Source organism: Actinosynnema sp. NPDC023658, from assembly GCF_040639995.1.
In the GTDB taxonomy this organism is placed as follows: domain Bacteria; phylum Actinomycetota; class Actinomycetes; order Mycobacteriales; family Pseudonocardiaceae; genus Actinosynnema.
Genome location: NZ_JBFAAX010001172.1, coordinates 1 through 1,616 on the forward strand (window position 1 = coordinate 1; position 1,616 = coordinate 1,616).

Sequence of the window (1,616 nt, forward strand, 5' to 3'; positions counted from 1 at the left end):
GCCCTCCAGCGCGTCCACGTCGGCGCCGTAGCCGACGGCCGCACCGGGCAGCGCGATGCGGGCGTGCCGGGGAGAGCTGTGCGGGCGCACGGCGCGCAGCAGGACGTCGGCCGCCTCGGCCCAGTCGGCACGGCTCCACGCGGCGGACGGCGCGTCGGCCCGCGGGAACGGATACGGCGGCATGTGCCCCGCCCTCCAGTGTCGAACATCGATCGATCACAGCGATGAGCACTTGCTTTCGCTTTTGATCGCTTAGGGTGTCAAGGAGTAAATACGTGCACGAGTGATCGTGTCAAGGGTCACAACCCAGCCGGTCGGTCGGATCCCGGCGCTCCGCCGGCCCTCGGAGATGCCGCCTGTCGCGGCGCATCGCCGTCACGCGTCAACGACATAATGGATCGCGATCAACGACAGGAGGACCAACCGTGACGAGAGCGCGCACGGGGGACGGCGCCGTCCACCCGGACCGGGAGCCGGTCGGGTCGACGACACCGGTCCTGCCCGACGCCCCGGTGCGGTCCGGCGGTCCGCACCCGCTCGTCGCCGCAGGGGGTGCGCCGTGAACCCCGAGTCCCGCACCCTGGCCGCCGGTCGTCGCGCGTCGATCCTGGAGGCGCTGCACCGGGACGGCACCGTCCGCATCTCGGACCTCAGCGAGAGGCTCGGCGTCACCGCCGTGACGCTGCGCCGCGACATCGCCCACCTGGCCGGGGAGGGGCTGCTGCGCCGGGTGCACGGCGGGGCGACGCTGCGGGCCGTCGAGGTGACCGCGCCCGGTGCTCAACCGGTGGAGGCGGTCGAACGGGCGCACCAGGGCGCGGCCGGGATGTTGGTGCCCTCGTTGGACTACTACTGGCCCGAGGTGGTCCGCGGCGCGGAGGAGGAGGCGTCCGGGCAGGGGTTGCAGGTGCTGCTGCGCGGGTCCTCCTACGAGAGCGCCGACGACCGCCCCCAGCTGGAGCGGTTGCTGGACAACGAGGACGTGTGCGGCCTGATCGTCGCGCCCAGCCTGACCGCGCCGAACGCCGAGACCACGATGGAGTGGCTGAGCACGCTGGACACACCGGTGGTGCTCGTCGAGCGGATGGCGACCATCGGTCCGCGCCAGGTGGTCCTGGAGTCCGTGGTGACCGATCACGCCCTGGGCGCGGCCATGGCCGTGCACCACCTGGCCGACCTGGGGCACCGCCGGATCGGCGTGATCACCAGCGAGAACAGCCCGACCTCCCCGCACGTGCGCCGCGGGTGGCACGAGGGCTGCGAGGCGGCCGGCCTGGACCCGGCGTCCGCCGTGGACGCCGCCGTGCCGCGACCCGTCACGTCCGGTTGGGACGCCGCGCTGGACGAGGTGCTGGACGGCTTGGCCACCACCGGGACCACGGCCGTGCTGGTGCACGCCGACGCCGAGGCGATGGCCCTGGTGCAACGCGCCGAGCAGCGCGGCGTCCGGGTGCCGTCCGACCTGTCGGTGGTGGCCTACGACGACGAGGTGGCGGCGCTGTTCACGCCCGCGCTGACCGCCGTGCGCCCGCCCCGCCGGTCCATCGGCCGGGCCGCGGTGTCGTTGCTGGCGGCCCGGTTGCACGACCCGGACCGCCCGACGCACCGGGTGGTGA

Annotated in this window: 3 protein-coding genes; 2 read left to right on the forward strand and 1 reads right to left on the reverse strand. The window is 73.9% G+C overall.

Annotated elements, in window-relative coordinates:
* Positions 1-183: hypothetical protein (locus AB0G02_RS39240; protein ID WP_360805299.1), on the reverse strand; the 183-nt coding region annotated here is incomplete at its 3' end.
* A 242-nt stretch (positions 184-425) separates the two neighbouring features.
* On the opposite strand from AB0G02_RS39240, the gene AB0G02_RS39245 reads away from it, so the two are divergent.
* Together AB0G02_RS39245 and AB0G02_RS39250 are read left to right on the forward strand one after the other, a co-directional pair.
* On the forward strand, positions 426-563 hold the full coding sequence (locus AB0G02_RS39245; protein ID WP_360805302.1) for a hypothetical protein: 138 nt from the start codon (positions 426-428) through the stop codon (positions 561-563).
* Positions 560-1,616, forward strand: a 1,057-nt coding sequence (locus tag AB0G02_RS39250; RefSeq protein WP_360805305.1) for a substrate-binding domain-containing protein, incomplete at its 3' end; no start/stop codon positions are given. The genes AB0G02_RS39245 and AB0G02_RS39250, both read left to right, overlap by 4 nt.